General features: G+C 66.9%; 15 protein-coding genes and 1 pseudogene. 4 read left to right on the forward strand and 12 right to left on the reverse strand.

Annotation, left to right across the window (positions count from 1 at the left end):
- Positions 1 to 280 (forward strand): annotated as a pseudogene (locus tag BLW27_RS14005) (IS5/IS1182 family transposase); the annotation flags it as partial.
- Positions 281 to 1,012: 732 nt separating this feature from the next.
- Here the strand turns inward: BLW27_RS14005 and BLW27_RS14010 are convergent.
- Complete coding sequence (locus BLW27_RS14010; protein ID WP_342708072.1) at positions 1,013 to 1,696, reverse strand: transposase; 684 nt, start codon at positions 1,694 to 1,696, stop codon at positions 1,013 to 1,015.
- A 228-nt stretch (positions 1,697 to 1,924) separates the two neighbouring features.
- On the opposite strand from BLW27_RS14010, the gene BLW27_RS14015 reads away from it, so the two are divergent.
- Positions 1,925 to 3,031 carry a 5-methyltetrahydropteroyltriglutamate--homocysteine S-methyltransferase gene (locus BLW27_RS14015; protein ID WP_089884024.1) on the forward strand — a complete coding sequence of 369 codons (1,107 nt, stop codon included), beginning with the start codon at positions 1,925 to 1,927 and terminating at the stop codon, positions 3,029 to 3,031.
- A 191-nt stretch (positions 3,032 to 3,222) separates the two neighbouring features.
- On the opposite strand, the gene BLW27_RS14020 is transcribed toward BLW27_RS14015, so the two are convergent.
- From BLW27_RS14020 to BLW27_RS14035, 4 genes are all read right to left on the reverse strand, one after another.
- Complete coding sequence (locus tag BLW27_RS14020; RefSeq protein WP_089884026.1) at positions 3,223 to 4,527, reverse strand: TRAP transporter large permease; 1,305 nt, start codon at positions 4,525 to 4,527, stop codon at positions 3,223 to 3,225.
- Positions 4,524 to 5,024: a TRAP transporter small permease gene (locus tag BLW27_RS14025; RefSeq protein WP_089884028.1), complete on the reverse strand. Its 501-nt coding sequence runs from the start codon at positions 5,022 to 5,024 to the stop codon at positions 4,524 to 4,526. The genes BLW27_RS14020 and BLW27_RS14025 overlap by 4 nt, the downstream gene beginning before the upstream one ends.
- Positions 5,025 to 5,084: 60 nt before the next feature.
- Positions 5,085 to 6,179 (reverse strand): C4-dicarboxylate TRAP transporter substrate-binding protein, encoded by a 1,095-nt coding sequence (locus BLW27_RS14030; protein WP_089884030.1) that lies wholly within the window; start codon positions 6,177 to 6,179, stop codon positions 5,085 to 5,087.
- 172 nt (positions 6,180 to 6,351) lie between these two features.
- The gene (locus tag BLW27_RS14035) at positions 6,352 to 6,837 is read right to left on the reverse strand and encodes a MarR family winged helix-turn-helix transcriptional regulator (protein WP_089884032.1); all 486 of its coding nucleotides are present in this window, start codon (positions 6,835 to 6,837) and stop codon (positions 6,352 to 6,354) included.
- Between the two features lie 346 nt (positions 6,838 to 7,183).
- Here BLW27_RS14035 and BLW27_RS14040 point away from each other — a divergent pair, with 346 nt between their 5' ends.
- Positions 7,184 to 8,797, forward strand: a complete 1,614-nt coding sequence (locus BLW27_RS14040; protein ID WP_089884034.1) for an acyl-CoA dehydrogenase family protein — start codon at positions 7,184 to 7,186, stop codon at positions 8,795 to 8,797.
- 57 nt (positions 8,798 to 8,854) lie between these two features.
- On the opposite strand, the gene BLW27_RS14045 is transcribed toward BLW27_RS14040, so the two are convergent.
- From BLW27_RS14045 to BLW27_RS14070, 6 genes are read right to left on the reverse strand one after another with little or no spacing between them, the layout of a single operon-like run.
- The gene (locus BLW27_RS14045) at positions 8,855 to 10,150 is read right to left on the reverse strand and encodes a TRAP transporter large permease (protein WP_089884036.1); all 1,296 of its coding nucleotides are present in this window, start codon (positions 10,148 to 10,150) and stop codon (positions 8,855 to 8,857) included.
- Positions 10,143 to 10,652, reverse strand: coding sequence for a TRAP transporter small permease (locus BLW27_RS14050; RefSeq protein WP_089884037.1), 510 nt, complete (start codon positions 10,650 to 10,652; stop codon positions 10,143 to 10,145). Before BLW27_RS14050 ends, BLW27_RS14045 begins: the two co-directional genes overlap by 8 nt.
- A 54-nt stretch (positions 10,653 to 10,706) precedes the next feature.
- Positions 10,707 to 11,729 (reverse strand): TRAP transporter substrate-binding protein, encoded by a 1,023-nt coding sequence (locus tag BLW27_RS14055; protein ID WP_089884039.1) that lies wholly within the window; start codon positions 11,727 to 11,729, stop codon positions 10,707 to 10,709.
- Between the two features lie 51 nt (positions 11,730 to 11,780).
- Complete coding sequence (locus BLW27_RS14060) at positions 11,781 to 12,680, reverse strand: SDR family NAD(P)-dependent oxidoreductase (RefSeq protein WP_089884041.1); 900 nt, start codon at positions 12,678 to 12,680, stop codon at positions 11,781 to 11,783.
- The gene (locus BLW27_RS14065; RefSeq protein WP_089884043.1) at positions 12,677 to 13,486 is read right to left on the reverse strand and encodes an enoyl-CoA hydratase/isomerase family protein; all 810 of its coding nucleotides are present in this window, start codon (positions 13,484 to 13,486) and stop codon (positions 12,677 to 12,679) included. Before BLW27_RS14065 ends, BLW27_RS14060 begins: the two co-directional genes overlap by 4 nt.
- Positions 13,483 to 15,177, reverse strand: coding sequence for an AMP-binding protein (locus BLW27_RS14070; protein ID WP_089884045.1), 1,695 nt, complete (start codon positions 15,175 to 15,177; stop codon positions 13,483 to 13,485). The genes BLW27_RS14065 and BLW27_RS14070 overlap by 4 nt, the downstream gene beginning before the upstream one ends.
- 137 nt (positions 15,178 to 15,314) lie before the next feature.
- Between BLW27_RS14070 and BLW27_RS14075 the strand changes: the two genes are divergently transcribed.
- On the forward strand, positions 15,315 to 15,812 hold the full coding sequence (locus BLW27_RS14075) for a MarR family winged helix-turn-helix transcriptional regulator (protein WP_177177913.1): 498 nt from the start codon (positions 15,315 to 15,317) through the stop codon (positions 15,810 to 15,812).
- An 84-nt stretch (positions 15,813 to 15,896) separates the two neighbouring features.
- Here BLW27_RS14075 and BLW27_RS14080 read toward each other — a convergent pair whose 3' ends face one another.
- Positions 15,897 to 17,054, reverse strand: coding sequence for a CaiB/BaiF CoA transferase family protein (locus BLW27_RS14080; protein WP_089884048.1), 1,158 nt, complete (start codon positions 17,052 to 17,054; stop codon positions 15,897 to 15,899).
- Between the last annotated feature and the right edge of the window lie 29 nt (positions 17,055 to 17,083).

Below are 17,083 nucleotides of genomic sequence, written 5' to 3' on the forward strand. Positions count from 1 at the left end.
GGAAGACGAGCAGATCGGAACGGTCACCGCCGACGGCGCCTACGACACGCGCCGGTGCCACAAAGCCATCACCGACCGGCAGGGCACCGCGATCAGGAAACGCTGGACGGGATACCACGCCCGCAGCCGGATCGAGGCGAAGATGCGATGCCTGAAATCCTTCGGCGATCGCATCATGGCCAGGGACCCCGACCGACAGACTGCCGAAACCCACATCCGCATCGCCCTTATGAACCGCTTCACCGCCCTCGGCACCGCCGATATCGTCCGCGCGGCATGACGTCAGTGGGGTAAGGGGCAGTCACGCCTCAGGCGAGATTTGTGCAACAACGCCCATCTGCGGCGGAACACGTCGTCTGGAACGAAAATCCGCCTATTCGGAACGGCAACCGGAACACAGAGATCACTTAGAGAAGATACATTTTTGATGGATTATGTATGATCTGCGCCATCCGTCTTCAGATATTGTCGTTCCCGCCAGGACAAGGGGTGGAACGATGAAATTGTATTAGTATCAGCGCCTTCGCGCCCGGCGTTCCGGATTTTCTGGCGTCGGAAGCGTTTTGACTTTTCCTAAGGAACGTCTGCTGCTGAGCGGAAAATTTCTGCTGTTCTCACCACGGCAGGAGAAGTCCTCTGGACGGTTCTCAGAGCTTATCTGTAAAGCATTGATAAGAAAGGATGTTCAGAAGTCGCAGGTTCAAATCCTGCCACCCCAGCCAATGACCTCGAAAAACTCCATACTATCCCAATGGGATGGCCGTTGATCAAGCGGATAGAATCCCGTGTCGACATCGCGGTGGTTCACACACTCGTTGACATCGTGCCCGGTGCAGACCGCGGGAACCGTCGAGAAAATGGGGGATTCATCTCGTTCGCAGAAACGGGATCTTCTACTTCCGGCGGCGCTGGCCTGAACAGTTCCGGCGCCTGGGCGCGCCCGCTTTTCTGTCGGTTTGGCTTTGTTGCGCAAATTGGGTGAAGCGCGGACCTCCCCTTTCCCCTGACACACTTATCCCATGGGCTCTGTGACAGGTATGCCTAGCACGGTGCAGCCGTTCAGGACGGCGGCACAGACGTGGAGTTCTGCGACCTGACGATCGAAGTCGCGTGCCATGAGGCTCTGCCCCAGCAGCTTCACGCAGTGCATCTTCGTCTCGTCTCGGCGCGGCTTCGGCGGTGGTAACCGCTCCACTTTCGGCAGATCGCGCGGCCGAGGTATTCCGATGCGCGCAACGCCTCGTTCCGGGCGATCGCACCAGCCGTCGAGGGTTTCCAAGGCCTGGCGTTCCTGCGTGGCGGCATCGGCGCCTCGGTTTGCGACGGCGTCGTGGCACCTGCGCGTGTCGTAGGCGCCATCTGCGGTGACCGACCCGATCTCTACGTCGGCGGGGATCTGGTCAAGGAGTTCGGGCAGCATAGGGGTGTCATCAACATTGCTGCCGGTGTGGATCTTGCGCCATAAGCGGCGTTTCGCGCCGCCATGCTTGCGGGCGTGCCACTCGCCTTCGCCTTCCGCCTTGATGCCGGAGCTGTCGATCAACCGGTTCAGCGGCCCCTGCGAGCCTCGATATGGAATGGTCACGGCCAAGGTCTTCCGGCGCCGGCTCGAGGTGCTGAAATCCGGCACCGCCCAGTCGAGGCCGACCAGGCGCAACAGGCTCTCCACGAACCCGGTCGTTTGCCGGAGTGCCATGCCGAAGATGCCCGGGGCTCCGCCCGTTCAGGGCTGAACCATGCCCCCGGCATGTTTCCGGGGCGCCCTTCACCCTTCATCGTCAGGCATGTCTGAACCGGCAAACGAGGCAGGCAACCGCAATATAGCGACGCCGCGATCGGGGGCGGACACTGCGCCAAGGGATTACGACGGCTTTACTCGCGTGCGCTGTAATGCCAACAAGTACGTCAATCTCAGGAGCAGTACATGACAGCCGAAAACCCGAACCGTCCGCCCTTCCGCGCCGATCACGTGGGTAGCCTTCTGCGTCCCGCCCCGATCGCTCAAGCCCGAGCAGCCGGCGTCTCGGGCGAGGCGCTGCGCGAGATCGAGGACGCCGAGATTCCGCGGCTGATCCAGCGTCAGGAGGAAATCGGCCTGCCCGTCGTCACGGATGGCGAGGCGCGGCGCGCCTTCTGGCACTACGACTTCATGGGCATGCTCGACGGGATCGAATTCGAGGAAAAGTCCGGCGCGGGCCTCGGGTTCAAGGGGGCCGACATCAACCTCTTCCCCGTCTGCGACGGAAAGCTGGCCTTTCCCGCCGACCACCCGATGCTGGAGCATTACCGTTTCGTCGCCGAGCGGACGAAGGTCTGCCCGAAGATATCGATCCCCGGCCCGTCCGCGATCCATTTCCGTGTAACGCCCGAGATGATCCGCCACGAGCCCTACAAGGATCACGAGACGTTCTTCGCCGGTATCGCGGACGCCTACAAGGATGCCGTCGCGGCCTTCTACGCAGCGGGCTGCCGGTATCTTCAGCTCGATGACATCTTCTTTGCCTATCTCTGCGACGAGACGCAGCGCGAGCAGCGCCGCCAGATGGGGCAGGATCCGGACTGGCTGATCGAACGCTATGGCTGGATGCTGAACGAGGCGATCAAGGACCGCCCCGGCGACATGACCATCGGCATGCACATGTGCCGCGGCAACTTCCGCTCGAGCCACGTCGCCTCGGGCGGGTACGAGGCCGCGGCGCAGGCGATCTTCAACGCCGACGTGGATGTCTACTTCATGGAATACGACACCGAGCGGGCAGGGGGCCTCGAGCCGCTGCGCCTGCTGCCCAAGGGCGACAAGCGCATCATGGCCGGTTTCATCACCACCAAGACGCCCGAGCTCGAGGACATGGGCTGGCTTAAACAAAAGTTCGACGAGGCCTCGGCCTATGTCGATCTCGACCAGCTGGGGATCGCGCCGCAATGCGGCTTCTCCTCGACCGAGCACGGAAACGCGCTGACCGAGGACGACCAGTGGCGCAAGCTGGAGCGCGTCGTGGCACTTGCCGAGGATATCTGGGGCACCGTGTAGCAAGCCCCTTTCCGCAAGGTTCCGGGCCGTCGCGTCTGTCGTGTCGGTCCAGTACCTTCCCTTGCTTCTCAAGAGCCCTTGCGGACAGGGACGGGGTACGAACCGCCTTCCCCGTGCTGTGCCGTTGCCGCCGCACCGGCGGTCGGCTCGTGCCACAACACGTCGTCGCTGGCCGCGACAGGACGATGCGGTCAGCCGAGCAAATCCGGAAGGAACATCACGATCCCTGGCACCGCAATGACGAGCGCGACGATCAGCAGGTCGGCGACGATAAAGGGAATAACGCCCGCGAAAACCTGCATGACCGTTACGTAGCGCGCCGCGACGTTCTTGATCACGAAGACGTTCATGCCCACGGGCGGGGTGATCATCCCGATCTCGAGCAGCTTGACCACCAGCACGCCGAACCAGACAAGGCTGATCCCCTCCTGCCGCAGGATGGGCAGGAAGATCGGCAGCGTGATCAGCATCGCGCCGAAGGGTTCCATGAAGGTGCCGAGCAGCAGGTAGATCACCACGATGATCAGCATCAGCTCGGCGTAGGACAGCCCCGACCCCGAGACCGAGGACGAGATGAAGCCCGACAGGCCGCTTATCCCGAGGAAGCGGGTGAACATCGCCGCACCGACGCCGATGATGAAGAGCGAGCCGCTGGTCGTGACCGTTTCCAGAAGCGACTGCCGGATGGCGTCGGCCGACAGGCGGCCCGTCGCGGCGGCCAGCACGATGGTCCCGAGCGCGCCGACGGCGCCCGCCTCGGTCGCGGTGAAGAAGCCAGAGAACAGGCCTCCGAAAACGAGCACGACCAGCGCGATGATCGGAAGCACCGCCAGCACCGCCTTGCGTCCTCCGGATTGATCCGCGGCCGCCGCCGTCGGCGGGAAGATATCGGGCCGGAAGCGTGCGAGCAGTAGAATGCAAAGGCAATAGGCCAGCGCCGTCACGATGCCGATGCCGATGCCGCCGATGAACACCTGCGTGATCGACGTTTCGGCGAAGACGCCGTAGACGATCATCAGGATCGACGGCGGGATCAGCGCGCCGATGGTACCGCCCGCGGCGATGGAGCCCGCCGCGATCGACGGACGGTAGCCGGCCGAGACCATCTCGGGGATCGCGATGCGCCCCATGGCGGCAGCGCAGGCGAGCGAGGACCCCGACACGGCGGCGAAGCCCGAGCAGGCGAAGATCGCCGAGATGGCAAGCCCGCCGGGCAGCCGCCGCAGCACGAGCTTCGCAGCCTCGAACAATCCGGCCGTCAGGCCACTGTGGAAGGCGACGAAACCCATCAGCAGGAACATCGGCACCGCCGAGAGCGTCCAGCTTGCCACGAAGCTGTAGGGCGTGTTCGACAGGATGCCGATCGCGGGACCCGTGCCCAAAAGCCAGGCGATGCCACCGAAGGACACCGCGATCAGCGCCATCGCGACCGGTAGCCGCAGTATCAGCAGCAGCGCGAGGACCGCGATGCCGGCAAAGCCCGTCTCGACGCTCATGCGCGGCGCTCCCCGACGAAGGCCAGATCGACGGCCTTGATCAGCGTTGCCAGCGCGGCGAGGGTGAAGCCCACCGGCAGGATAAAGTAGCTGTGCCAGACCGGAAGTCGCAGGCTCACCAGCTCGACGAAGGTTCCCGAACGGAAGTTCGAGAACGCCGTGGGCCAGGTCGACCAGGCGAGCACGACGTAAAGCCCCGAGACGACCAGCGCCACCAGCGCGTCAGAGACCCGTAGCAGTGGGGGCGGCAGCGCCGCGTCGAGCAGTTCGACCGACACCATCTGGCCCCGCAACTCCAGATAGCCGAGCGGCAGGAAGGCGATGGCGGTCATGTAGTAGCGTGAGACCATGTCGACGGTGACGTTCATCGACACGTTGAACAGGTTGCGCACGATCACGTCGGCGCAGATGTGCAGCATCATCACGACGACCGCCGCGGTGCCGACGAAGGCGAGGGCGCGGCTGATCCTCGTGGCCAGCGCGAAAAGCGCGGTCATGGAGTCACCATCGATCAGGAAAAGGGCAGGGGCCCCGGCCGTCCGGCCGGGGCGCTTGGTTCAGAGGCCGTAGGTGGACCAGTCTACGTTGTCCCAGATCTCGGTCTGGGCGCGCTCGGCCAGCGCCTCGGGGTCTTCGCCGACCTCCTCGACGATCGCCGTCCACTTCTCGACGAGATCGCGGAATTGCGCCGCTTCGGCGCCGGATGCCTCGACCTGTGCGTCGGCGTCCTGCTGTGCGAAGGCCTCGGATGCCTCGAGCAAGGCCGCGTCCGGCTCGATCACCTGGATGTCCGATGCCGCGAGCGCTTCGCGCGCCGCCTCGGGAAGCTGGAAGGCCCAGCGGTCGGTCAGGTCGAGGTTGGCGCGCGCGGCGGCGCGGCCTACCTGTTCACGCTGCTCGGGCGTCAGCTCCTCCCAGGTCGGAACGGGGATCGTGAAGTTCGAGGTGACGTGGTAGGTGCCGATCGGGACCATTGTGACGCTGTCGGCGATGTCGATCAGGCGGAACGAAAGCAGGTCGACGATCGAGGCCATCGTGCCGTCGATGGTGCCCTGCGACATCGCCTCGAACTGGTCGCCCACGGCGATGTTCACCGGCGTCGCGCCGAAGTGCTCGGCCCAGCGGGAATAGGGTGCCCCGCCGGAACGCAGGCGCAGGCCCTGCAGATCCTCGGCCGTCTCGACCGGCTCGTTGGTGATCAGCGCGTAGACGTCGGACGACCCGGCGCCCAACGAGACGATGCCGAATTCGTTGAGCTCTTGCTGGCACGGTTCGCAGGTGACCAGGAATTCGGTCATCGCCAGCCCCATGGCGTGCGGGCTTCGGCCGATCAGCGCAAGGTCACCCGCGACGCCGGTCTGCGGCATGTCCGCGGGGAAGTAGAGGGGCAGGAAGTTGCCCACATCGACGAGTCCGCTTTGCAGCGCGTCCTTCATCTGCGGCAGCTTCACGACCTCGAAGCCGAGCATCGTGCTGTCGATCCCGCCCTCGGATTCCTCTTCGAGGTACTGGGCGAACTTTTCGTACATGTAGGTCGCCGGATGCGCCGAAGGCGCTGCCGATGCGATCCGCAGGTTCTGCGCGGGGGCCATGGTGGCCATCGCGACCAGGCCCGCTGTTGCAAGCCCCGTGAAAGTCAGTCTCTTGTTCATTCTTTTCCTCCCTCGAATGAATTTCAAAGCGCCGCAAGACGGCGCGCGCTCTCCCTTGGTACCAGCGGTCTCGCCCCCTCCCGGATCACGGCAATCGAGACGCCCGCGCGGTGACGCCGGCAAAGGGCCTCTGAACGGGGACGGACGTGGACGGCGACAGGATCGTCGGCGTTCATTCCGTGGCCCTGAAGTGCGTGCCGCTGTATTTCAGAAGAAGCCGCGCCAGTTCGCGCGACTCTTCGGGGGTAAGATCGTCTCCGTGGTAGTCGTCGGCGCCGAGAAAATCGTCGCGCCGCGCCTCGACGAAGGCGCGCCCCGCCCCGGTCAGGTCCAGCCGGACCGAGCGGCGGTCGCCTTCAGGGATGGTACGCACCAGCTTGCCCTGATCCTCGAGCCGCCGGATCACCTTGGTCATCTGCGCCGGCTTGATCGACAGCGTCTGCGCCAGCAATCCCTGCCGGATGCCGGGGTTGAGCCGGATCACCCACAGGACCGAGAATTCGCCCGGCCGCAGGTCCATGCCTTCGAACCGCGCATGGAACCTTTCGAAGTTCCGCACCTGCGCGATCCTGAGCAGGAAGCCCAGCGAGCGCGCCAGCCCGCCCAGCCGCACCTCGGCGGCGGTTTCGGGTGCCGGCGGATCGGGCGCCAACGTCATTCGCCGCCTCCCGATGCGGTGCCTTGGGCCGTGCGCTCTGTTTCCGGAACGCCGCCGATCATCTTATGGGTCGTGAAGCCAGTCATGCCCGCCCTTTCCGATCCTGCAGGAAAATTCTATACGCAAAGAAAGTTTCTGTGTAAACAATTTGCCGACTTGGTGGGAGGAACACGATGCCGGACACGACGATGCACCCGGTCCACGTCTCGGAGCCGCGCGCTGCGTGCGCGGACCCGTACCTCCGGTGGCGGACAGGCGCGCTGCCCGAACATCCATCTTGCCCGGGCAACGACCACCTGAACGCCAAGACCGGCATCCCGGCCAGGGCCGCGCGGCTCGCCACGACATGAGCGCACAGGACCAGCTCGACCGCACGCTCGCGATGCTTGCAGCGACGCCCGGGTGGCACCGGCTGCGCGAGTTGCGGCCGGACCTCGACGACGAAATCGCGGCGGCCGTCCTCGACGGGGCGCGGCGGTTGGCGGACGAGGTTCTGGCGCCGCTGGACGACGCGGCCGACCGCGAGGGTTGCCGGATCGAGGCGGGGCGCGTGAAGGTGCCGGCGGCCTACCACGCCGCGTGGCGCGCCTTTGCCGAGGGCGGATGGATCGGTCTGGACACCGATCCGCGCTTCGACGGGGCGGGCCTGCCGCTGATCCTGCAGGCGGCGGCGACGCAGCTTTTCGACCGCGCCTGCCCGGCCTTCAACATGGGGACCGGCGCCACCCGCTCGGCCGCCGTTCTGCTGGCCGAGCGGGCATCGCCCGAAATCGCGCAGGACTGGGTGCCGGCGCTGGTCGCCGGCGAGCGTGCGGCGACCATCTGCATTTCGGAAGCCGGGGCGGGCTCGGACGTCGGCCGGATCCGTACGCGCGCGCGGTTGGAAGATGGGCGCTGGCGGATCAGCGGCCAGAAGATCTGGATTTCGTTCGGCGACCACGACCTGACCACGCGTATCGGCCACTGCCTTCTGGCGCGCACGTCGGACGCGCCCGGAACGCGCGGCCTCAGCCTGTTCCTCGTTCCCAACGCGGTTGGGGACGGTCGCCGCAACGGAGTATCGGTCCAGCGCATCGAAGAGAAGATGGGGCTGCACGGATCGCCCACCTGCGTGCTGGATTTCGATGAGGCCGAGGGCGACCTGATCGGAGAGGAGGGGCGCGGTCTGTCCCAGCTTTTCACCATGATCGAGCTGATGCGGCTTCAGGTCGGGTGCCAGGGGCTGGGCATCGCCAGCCGCGCCTGCGACGTGGCCGCGCGCTATGCCGACGAGCGGCTTCAGGGCGGCGACCCCTCTGCGCCGCCGGTGCCCCTTGCGGCCCATCCGGACGTGCGGCGGCAGCTTTCCGCGATGCGCGGACGCACCGAACTGTTGCGCGCCGCCGTGCTGGAACTTGCCGCCAGGCTCGACCTCGCCCGTGCGGGCGAGGGGGATGCCGCCGCGCTTGCCTCGTGGATGCTGCCGCTGGTCAAGACATTCGGGGCCGAGACCGGCTTCGACGTGGCCAATGCCGGGATCCAGGTGCTTGGCGGGGCGGGCTATACGAAGGAGTGGCCGCTGGAACGCGCGCTGCGCGACGCACGGGTCATGGCGATCTACGAGGGCACGACCGGCATGCAGGGGATAGACTTCCTCGAACGGCGTCTGGTCCGCGACCGCGACGGTTTCGACGCCTTCCTTGTCACCGCGCGTGCGGCACAGCCGCAGGTCGGTGCGCGGGCGCGGGCGGCGGGCGACGTGTTGGACCGGCTGGAGCGGCTGGCGGATCGGCTGTCCGCCTGTCCTGACGCGCAGTCCCGCCTTGCCGCGGCAGATGCATGGCTGCGGGCCGGCTGGCTCGGCATCGCCGCGTGGCTCTGGCCCCGGATCGGGGACGACGCGGCCCCGGTCTTGCTGGCGCTCCCCTCGCGGTTGGCGGTGCTGGAGGCGGAGATAGCCGAGGTCCTGCGCGAACCGTAGGCTCCAGACCGCGCCTCGACGGCCGCGGATGAGTTGCCTTCTCCCTCCGTCCGACCGCTACCCCATGGTTCGGGGAAGCCAGAGCACGATGCCCGGCAGCGCGACGAGCAGGACGAGGCGCAGAAGGTCCACCACCACGAAAGGCATAACGCCGCGAAAGATCGTGAGCAGCGACACGTCGCGCGCGATGGCGTTGATCACGAAGGCATTCATCCCGATGGGCGGCGTGATAAGCCCCAGTTCGACCGTCATCACGATGATGATGCCGAACCAGATCGGATCGAACCCGAGCTGCTGGACCACCGGGAAGACGATCGGCACCAGCAGGATGATCATCGCCATCGCGTCGAGGATGCAGCCCATCAGCAGGAAGAAGACGAGGATCAGCGCGAGGGTCGGATAGGGGCCGAGGTCCAGTGCGGTCAGCCACGCGGTGATCTTCTGCGGCGTCTGCGTTATCGCCAGGAAGTACCCGAACAGCATCGCCCCGATCAGGATGACGTAGATCGAGACCGACGTGCGGAGGGACTCCACCAGGCACTCGCGCATCGCGCGCCAACCCAGGCGTCCCCGCAGGATGCCGATCAGCGCCGTCAGCACGGCGCCCGCCGCGGCCGCCTCGGTCGGGGTGACGACGCCAAGATATATCCCGCCGATGATCGCGATGAACAGCAGAGCCACGGCCCATATCCCGGCGAGAGAGCGCCAGCGGTCGGCCCAGCTGGCGCGCACGCCCCGAGGCAGTTCGCGGCCGAAGCCGAAGCGGACGGTGAGCATGTAGAGGACGATCGCCAGCAGGCCTGGAACGACGCCCGCGATGAAGAGCTTTCCGACGTCCTGATCGGTGAGGTACGCGTAGACGGCGAGCACGACCGAAGGCGGGATCAGGATGCCGAGCGTGCCGCCGCCGGCGATCGTGCCGGTGGCAAGTCGGTCGCTGTAACCGGCGCGCTTCATCTCGGGCAGGGCGACCTTGCTCATCGTGGCGGCGGTGGCGACCGAGGAGCCCGAGATCGCAGCGAAGCCGGCGCAGGACGAGATGGTGGCGAGCGCGAGGCCTCCCCTGAAGTGCCCGAGCCAGGACTGGCCGGCGCGGAACAACTCGGAGGAGATGCCGGTGCGCGTGGCGAAGACGCCCATGAGGATGAACATCGGGATCAGCGACGTGTTGTAGTCGGTGACGGTCCGCAGCGGCGAGATGGCGAGCTGGTTCAGCGCGGGACCCCAGCCCGCGATGGCCGCGAAGCCGCCGACGCCGACGAGACCCATCGCGATGCCCACCGGAACGCGCGCCGCCATCATCGCGAAGAGCGCGAGGAAGCCGCCCAGGGCGACCAGGTCTGCCTCATTCATGGGTGTCCTCCTGCGGATCCAGGCCCTCGAGCCGACCGCCCTTGAGCAGCACGACCAGGCCGGCGGCCGTGGTCACGACCGCCGCTGCGAAGCCCGCCCAGATGCCTGCGACGAGCGGCCAGACCGGCAGCCTCAGGTCGAAGGTCGCCTCGCCCGAGGCATAGGCGCTTTCGACGCGGCTCAGGACCTTCCAGGCCAACAGGACCGTGAAGATCAAAAGCACGGCCTGCGCCAACACCTCCACCCAGCGGCGGGGGCCGGAGGGCAGCGCCTCGGCCAGCAGGTCGACGCAGATATGCCCGCCGCGGAAGCCCAGCACCGCGAAGCCCCACGCGATGGCGAGGCCCAGCAACAGGCGCGAGACGTCGAACGAGTCGGGAATCGGCGACGCGAACAGGTATCGGCCGATCGCCGACACGAAGACCGTCAGCGTCACGAGGGCGAGGCAGAACGCCGCGACCGTCTCGACGGTCGCGGCGGCGCCATCCATCAGGCGTTTCATCGTCTATCCTCAGCGAGAAAAACGGGCCGGGAACGGCGCCCCCGGCCTTCAAGGTTATTGCTGAACGAGCGCATCCGCGGCCGACATCGCGTCGGTGAAGCGGTCATAGATCGCCTCGGCGTCATGGCCAGCCTCGCTCACCTCGGCCTTCCATTCCTCGAGCAGCGGGGCCGTCGCCTCGCGCCAGGCGGCGAGTTCGTCTTCCGTCGGCTGGTGCACCGTGTGGCTTTCGTCGGCCAAGGCCTTCTCGCGGCCCGACGCTTCCTGCTCGGCCCAGCCCGAAGCAAGCCTCCCGGCCCATTCGGACGTGCAGTGATCGTTCATGACCGCCTGCTCTTCGGAAGTCATGCTGTCGTAGGTCGACTGGTTCATCGCCAGCACGAAGGTCGTGGCGTAGAGGTCCATGTCGAGGTGGTACTTCGTCTCGCTGTCGATCCCGAACAGCCAGACGGAATCCCAAGGGAAGGTCAGCCCCTCGGCCGCGCCGCGCGCGATCACCTCGCGCGCCTCGGGCGCTGGAACCTGCACCGACGCGGCGCCGAGGAGGTTCAGCATGCGCCCCATGGTGGCATTGCCGGGGCGGATCGTCATGCCTTCCAGGTCCGAGGGAAGCAGGACCTGCTCGACCGTGTGCAACGTGCCTGGATCATGCAGGAAGGCCATGCAGAAGTGGATGTCGGGCATCTCCTGCGCGGCGTATTCGCGGTACCAGCGGTCGAACGCGGCAGAGCCCTCGGCGGCGTCGGCCACGTGGAACGGCTGCTCGCCCAGTGCGATGATCGGGAAGCGGCCGGGCTGGTAGCCAGGATTCACGTAGGTGATGTCGGCGATGCCGTCGCGGGCCATGTCGTAGTGATCGAGCGCGGAGCCCAGCTGCTGCGCCGGGAAGATCGTCGAGGTGATCGACCCGCCCGATGCCTCCTCAATCGAGGCCAGCCATGGTTCGAAGCCGGTCGTCTGCAGGGCATGCTGTGCCGGCACCCAGGACGAAAGCCGCAGGTTGACGTCGGCGCTGGCGCCTGCGGCGCTCAGCGCCAGCACGCTTGCGGCCGCAAGACGGATGGTCGTTTTGGTCATCGTGGTCCTCCCTATGGTCGCCGGTCCTCTGCCGGCTTTGGTGGTTCGGGGTCAAAGCGTCAGCTTCACTCCGACTGTCTGCAGATGATCGCCGGCGAAATCCTCCCAGCGCGCGGCGATTGAGTCGGCGCTCCAGCCGCCGGAGGAGTGGACGGTCGCCGCCTCGTCCGGATGGCTCCAGAGCGACAGGCGGTCGCCGCCGATCCCGATGCACTGGCCGGTGATCCCGGCGGCGGCCGGGGAGGCGAGGAAGACGAACAGCGGTGCGACGTCCTCCGGTGTGCCCAGCCCCGCCTCGCGCAACTTCGCGGGCACGTCCTCGCCCCGCTCGACGGCGGCGACGGCGTCCTCGAGTCCGGGAATGGTCGCGACCATCCGGGTCAGGGCCGTGGGAATGACGGCGTTCACCGTCACCTCCGCCCGCGCCAGTTCCATCGACCATGTGCGCGCCATCGCGGCGACGCCTGCCTTTGCGGCGGCATAGGCGGTCTGGCCGAAATTGCCGCGCTGCCCGGCGGGACTGCCCACCAGCAGGATCCGGCCGCCCTGTCCTGCGCCGCGAAAGTGCCGCGCCGCGGCGCGGCCGCAGGTGAAGGCCCCCCGCAGGTGAGTCTGCACGACCAGGTCGAATGCGTCGTCCTCGGTCTTCCACAGCACGCTGTCGCGGAGCACGCCCGCGTTGGCGACCATGATGTCCAGCCTGCCGAAGCGCTCGACGGCGCGGTTCACGCAGGCGTCCGCGCCCTCGGTGGGACCGATCGGCGCAACGACGGTTTCGGCCCGGCCGCCCGTGTCGCGGATCTCGGCGGTCACGGCTTCGGCCACGTCGGCATCAAGGTCGTTTACCACCACCGCCGCACCCGACGCCGCCAAGGCCCGCGCGGCGGCGCGGCCGATGCCCCGGCCGGCCCCGGTGACGACTGCGACCTGTCCTTCCAGCGCGCCGCTCAACGGCCGACGAAGCGCGCGGTGCGCTTCTCCATGAAGGCGCGCGGTCCCTCGCGCGCGTCGTCCGTCGCCATGACGGTCGCCTTGGCGGCATCCTCTAGCGCATACCCTTCCGTCAGCGTCCGTCCGGACGAGGCGAGAACAGTGCGCTTGATCTGCTGCACCGCGACCGGCCCGTTGGCGGCGATGCGGCGGGCGAGATCCCAGGCGTGGTCCATCAATTCGGCTGCCGGAACGACGCGATTGACAAGCCCGGCCTCGCGCGCGGCCTCGGCATCCAGGGCGTCGCCCGTCAGCAGCATCTCCATCGCCATGCAATGGTGGATCTGGCGGGGCAGGCGGACGAGGCTTCCGGCGAAAGGAATGACGGCGCGCTTGGCTTCGGGCAGGGCGAAGGTCGCATGTTCGGCGGCGAGGCGAATGTCGGTGGCGAGCATCGTCTCCATCCCGCCGGCCATGCAGGCGCCGTTGATCGCCGCGATCAGCGGCTTGTTCAGCTCGAAGTCCCGCAGCGCCGAGCGGGCCATGACCTCGGGCTCGGCCAGCAGGCGGCGGTCCCACGTCGTCTCGGGCGTGCGGGCGCCTGTCATCAGCGGCAGCGTCAGCGCCAGGTCTCCGCCGGAGCAGAAGGCCCGGTCCCCCGTCCCGGTCAGGATGGCGACGCGCAGGTCGTCGTCGGTCGCGAAATCCGCGAAGGCGTCGGCCAGCCGGCAGGCGACCTCCGGGCTGATCGCGTTGCGGGCCTCGGGGCGGTTGAAGGTGATGACGGCGATTTCGCCGTGTTTTTCGTATAGCAGGGGCAGGGTCATGCCGCGCCTTCCTTCACCCTGGCGGCCGCGATCTCGCGCAGGTCCACCTTCCGGATCTTGCCGTTCGATGTCATCGGGAAGCTGTCCACCACTTCGACCCATTTCGGAAGCTTGTGCCGGGCGAGCCGCGCGCGGACATGATCGCGCAGAGTATCGGGTGTCGCCGTCGCACCGTCGCGCAGAAGGACGAAGGCATAGATGTCCTCGCCGAGGTCTGGATCGGGCGCGCCGACGACCTGCGCCTGGCTGACATCGGGATGCGCGAGCAGGCAATCCTCGATCTCGACCGGATAGACGTTTTCGCCGCCCCGGATCAGCATGTCCTTGAGGCGGCCGACGATCCGGATGTGCCCCGCTTCGTCCAGAACAGCCAGATCGCCCGAGTGCAGCCAGCCCTCCGCGTCGATCGTCTCGGCCGTCCTTTCGGGCATGTCGAAGTAGCCGGCTGTCAGCAGATAGCCGCGAACGCACAATTCTCCCTCGGCCCCGAAAGGCACGCTTGCGCCGGTCTCGGGATCGGCAATCCGAATTTCAGTTCCCGGCAAAGGTGTGCCGGCGGTCGAGATGCGCGTGTCGAAGTCGTCCTCGGGCGCGGTCTGGGTGATGACCGGACTGCATTCGGTCATGCCCATCACGATCATCGGCTCCGCCCCGGTCTCTTCCTTCAACCGCCGCATCAGGCTGGGCGGGATCGACGTGCCGCCCGTATTCGCGAGCCGCAGGCTGTCCGTGCGCCGGCGCGCGAAGTCGGGGTGATCCAGCATCCGGGCGTACATCGTGGGCACGGCGTTGATGACGGTGGCTTCATGGCGCTCCCACAGGTCGAGCATCCGGGCCGGATCGAAGGCGTCCATCGTCACGAAGCAGCCACCGACGTTCAGCATTCCCAGAACGTTGCAGACGCAGCCGGCGGTGTGGAACAGCGGCATCGCGGAAAGCAGCACGTCGTCGCCCCGAAGCCCGGCCCGCAATCCCATCTGCCTGGCATTGTTGAGAATCGACCTGTGCCGAAGCATCGCACCCTTGGGCCGTCCGGTCGTGCCCGATGTATATTGTATCTGCGCCACGTCCTGGCACGAGACTTGGCTCTGCCGCTCGGCCAGCGTGTCCGCATCGACCCCGGCACCAAGGTCGACAAGCCGGTCGTAGGGCAGCGCGAAAGGTGCCTGGCCGGGCCCGATGAGCGCCACGCGCTGCAGGTCCGCAAGCCCGATGCCCTCGCGCCGGCCGTCGGTTGCGGTTGCGAGGTCGGGCATCAGGCGGTTCAGCGCGGCGGCAAGGTCATAGCCCCGATGATCGGCTGCAAACAGCAGGTGCGAGACTTGGCTCTGGCCAAGGATATAGCCAATCTCATCCTCACGCAGGCCGGGATTCACCGTCACCAGAACGGCACCCAGCTTGGCCAACGCGTATTCCAGCAAGATACATTCAGCGCAGTTCGGCGCCATCACCGCGACATGGTCGCCGCGACCGACGCCCCAGCCGATCAGACCCCGTGCAAGGCGGTCCGCCTCGTCCTTGAGCGCCGCATAGGTCCAGGTGGTGGCCTCCCCGAGCTCGGTATGCTCGACGATCACGGCGCGCCGCTCGGGATAGGTGGCGGCCTGTCGATCCAGCATCTCGCCTACCGAAAGCTCGAGCAGGCCTCCGGCCGGCTCTGCGGAAATCCAGATGGCGGGCGCGTCGGACATCTCTCCTCCGGGGTTCCGGTCAGGCGGCTTGTCGGCCGCTGCTGCCTCGGACAAACTGTGCTGATAAGATGTTCACTGAAAAACTGTTCGCCATCGAACATTCTGCGACTGCCGCCACCCTGTCAAGAGGAGTCTTCATGACCCGTCCCGCCGCCGAGCCCGCCGTATCGACTGAAGAGGACGCCGGGGCCGGCGCGACAGGTCCCCTCCTGCCCGCCGGGCTGGAGCAGGACGTGGGATACCGATTGCGGCTCGCGCAGATCCTGTCCTACCGTAGCTTCGAGGCGCAGGTGACGGGCTACGGCGCCGCGCCGCGCTATCTGGGGCTCCTCGCGCTGATCGAGGGAAATCCCGGGCAGCCGCAAAGCCGGCTGGCAGAGGCGGTCGGCCTGAAGCGATCCAGCCTCGTCCCGATCCTGGACCGGTTGGAGGCGGATGGCCTGCTGTCGCGGCAGGCGGCGGAAGGCGATCGGCGGTCGAAGGCCGTAACCCTGACGAAGCGAGGTCACGAAGTGACCGAAGACCTGCGCCGCCTGGCAGCGCAAAGCGAAGCGCGCGCTCTGGAGGGGCTCGACGAGACGGCCCGCAAAGCCCTGGTTTCGGCGCTGGACCAGATCATCGCGAACCTGCGCTGAGCACCAGTACCGATCGAAGTCGGTCGGGCCGCTCTGTGCGGGTTCGCGATCGGGTTGGACGCGCGGCAGACCTTCTCGGCCCGGTCAGTCTGCCATGCGTCGTGCCGCGAGGCTGCCAAGGATTTCATCGGTGTCGGCCCCGAGCGCAGGCGCTCCGTTTTCGGTTCCGGGACCGTCACGTTCGAAGCAAAAGCCCGCATTGAGGATGCGTTCGCCGCCGGGCAGGTCGAGAAACAGCCCCCGCCCCTCGAGCTGGTCGAGAGACAACGCTGAGCCGATGTCGCGAACCTTGCCCGCCGGAACGCCCGCGGCGGCCAGCGCCGTCTCCCAAGCGTCGGCGTCTTGCGTGATGAAGCGGTCGATCAGCAGAGAGCGCAGCGCCGCGTCGTTCTTCAGTCTTGCATCGGGCGCGGCGAATCGCGGGTCGTCCAGCAGTTCGGCGCAGCCCAGGACGCGGAAGAGTCGCTCCACCTGCACCTGCTGCACCGCGCCGATGGTGATCTCTCCCGCCGCGGTGGGAAACGTGTCGGCGGTCGGTGCGCCCGAGAACCCGCGGTTGCCGGCCCGCACCGGTGCTTGTCCCGAAAGCATCATCGGGACCGCGACAGAGGCCATCATCACCATGGCCGCATCCAGCATCGAGACGTCGACCACCTGCCCGCGCCGGGCAGGGTCGCGTTCGCGTTGCGTATAGGCGGCAAGGATCGCGAAGGCGGCCAGCAGGGCAGAGTAGGTATCCACGATCGGAAAGCCCACACGCTCGGCCGGCTCGCCCTCGTGGCCGGAGAGCAGCATCAGGCCCGACACACTCTGGATCACTTGATCGATCGCAGGATAATTCCGCATCGGCCCGGACTGGCCGAACCCCGAGACCGAGCAGTAGATCAGGCTCGGATGCGCCTGGGTGAGGTCCGAAGCCCCGAGTCCAAGTCGGTCGGCCACGCCGGGGCGGTAATTCTCGACGAAGATGTCGGCGCTGGCGATCAACGCGCGGGCGGCCGCGCGACCCTCATCCGTCTTGAGATCGAGAACGACCGATTTCTTGCCGGCATTCGCGCCGACGAATGGCTCTGCCATCCCACGACGGCCGGGATCGCGCGTGTAGAACCGCATGGGATCGCCGGCCGGAGGTTCGACCTTGATCACTTCGGCGCCCAGCAGGTTGAGAAACTGCGTCGCCAGCGGCCCTGCGATGACATGGCTGAAATCCGCGACCCGCACGCCTTGAAGAGGTTTCGGCATGGTGTGCCCCCGGCTTCGAAAAACAGTTT

It is taken from the genome of Citreimonas salinaria (assembly GCF_900107235.1).
GTDB lineage: Bacteria > Pseudomonadota > Alphaproteobacteria > Rhodobacterales > Rhodobacteraceae > Citreimonas > Citreimonas salinaria.

What these genes read in the sequence shown, in the direction of transcription:
- BLW27_RS14040 (WP_089884034.1), top strand. Translation starts at nt 7,184, where the DNA reads ATGAGCGCACAGGACCAGCTCGACCGCACGCTCGCGATGCTTGCAGCG.
- BLW27_RS14050 (WP_089884037.1), bottom strand. Translation starts at nt 10,652, where the DNA reads ATGAAACGCCTGATGGATGGCGCCGCCGCGACCGTCGAGACGGTCGCG.
- BLW27_RS14080 (WP_089884048.1), bottom strand. Translation starts at nt 17,054, where the DNA reads ATGCCGAAACCTCTTCAAGGCGTGCGGGTCGCGGATTTCAGCCATGTC.
- BLW27_RS14045 (WP_089884036.1), bottom strand. Translation starts at nt 10,150, where the DNA reads ATGAATGAGGCAGACCTGGTCGCCCTGGGCGGCTTCCTCGCGCTCTTC.
- BLW27_RS14010 (WP_342708072.1), bottom strand. Translation starts at nt 1,696, where the DNA reads ATGGCACTCCGGCAAACGACCGGGTTCGTGGAGAGCCTGTTGCGCCTG.
- BLW27_RS14070 (WP_089884045.1), bottom strand. Translation starts at nt 15,177, where the DNA reads ATGTCCGACGCGCCCGCCATCTGGATTTCCGCAGAGCCGGCCGGAGGC.
- BLW27_RS14025 (WP_089884028.1), bottom strand. Translation starts at nt 5,024, where the DNA reads ATGACCGCGCTTTTCGCGCTGGCCACGAGGATCAGCCGCGCCCTCGCC.
- BLW27_RS14015 (WP_089884024.1), top strand. Translation starts at nt 1,925, where the DNA reads ATGACAGCCGAAAACCCGAACCGTCCGCCCTTCCGCGCCGATCACGTG.
- BLW27_RS14035 (WP_089884032.1), bottom strand. Translation starts at nt 6,837, where the DNA reads ATGACGTTGGCGCCCGATCCGCCGGCACCCGAAACCGCCGCCGAGGTG.
- BLW27_RS14030 (WP_089884030.1), bottom strand. Translation starts at nt 6,179, where the DNA reads ATGAACAAGAGACTGACTTTCACGGGGCTTGCAACAGCGGGCCTGGTC.
- BLW27_RS14075 (WP_177177913.1), top strand. Translation starts at nt 15,315, where the DNA reads ATGACCCGTCCCGCCGCCGAGCCCGCCGTATCGACTGAAGAGGACGCC.
- BLW27_RS14020 (WP_089884026.1), bottom strand. Translation starts at nt 4,527, where the DNA reads ATGAGCGTCGAGACGGGCTTTGCCGGCATCGCGGTCCTCGCGCTGCTG.
- BLW27_RS14065 (WP_089884043.1), bottom strand. Translation starts at nt 13,486, where the DNA reads ATGACCCTGCCCCTGCTATACGAAAAACACGGCGAAATCGCCGTCATC.
- BLW27_RS14055 (WP_089884039.1), bottom strand. Translation starts at nt 11,729, where the DNA reads ATGACCAAAACGACCATCCGTCTTGCGGCCGCAAGCGTGCTGGCGCTG.